We start from the raw sequence: 609 nt of genomic DNA, 5'->3' as shown, positions 1-609 counted from the left end.
GCTAAAGCCGCGGCAGCACCAGCTTCTGTTCCAATAACTGCTCCTTCAGTTGCTGCAACTGTGGCTCCTTCTGCAACTGATAAAGTTTCAGCCGCTGTTAAACTTTCTGCTACAGTACTTTCTGATAAAAGTGGGATCATTTCTACTGCTTCCTCCGTTCCTGATGAAACAACGGCACGAGTGGTTGATAAACTATTTTTGATATAATTAACAGTAGTTGATAAACTTTTTATTGGTGATATTCCAGTCATTTTTGAAATTCCTAAAATTCCAGCACCAGAAATTCCGGAAGAAGCAAGCCCCAAACCAACTTCTTTTAATTTATCTTTAAAACCTTTTTTATCATTTTTAGATAATGTTTGAAAATGTTGATTTATTTCATTTAATTTTTGTTGTTTTTGTTCTTTTGAAAGAGAATTATATTTATTTATAACCTTATTTTCATTTTTAATTAAATAAATATTTAAATTTTCATCATTTTTTAAACTATTTTGTTCTGTTTTTTGATTAATAAAATGATATTCATCTTTTTTTAATTGTGGAAAATTTAAAGATGAACTATTATTTTCAATATCATTATCTTCTTCAGTTAAACAACCACCACCAGTA

The 609-nt window shown here is 29.4% G+C and carries 1 pseudogene; it reads right to left on the bottom strand.

The features are described from left to right. A pseudogene (locus EHU54_RS06100) lies at nucleotides 1–609 on the bottom strand (hypothetical protein); the annotation flags it as partial.

It is taken from the genome of Spiroplasma sp. ald, assembly GCF_044714355.1.
GTDB lineage: Bacteria > Bacillota_I > Bacilli_A > Mycoplasmatales > Mycoplasmataceae > Spiroplasma > Spiroplasma phoeniceum.
The sequence above is the reverse complement of the archived record's forward strand: the minus strand, read 5'-3'. Positions and strand labels throughout refer to the sequence as shown.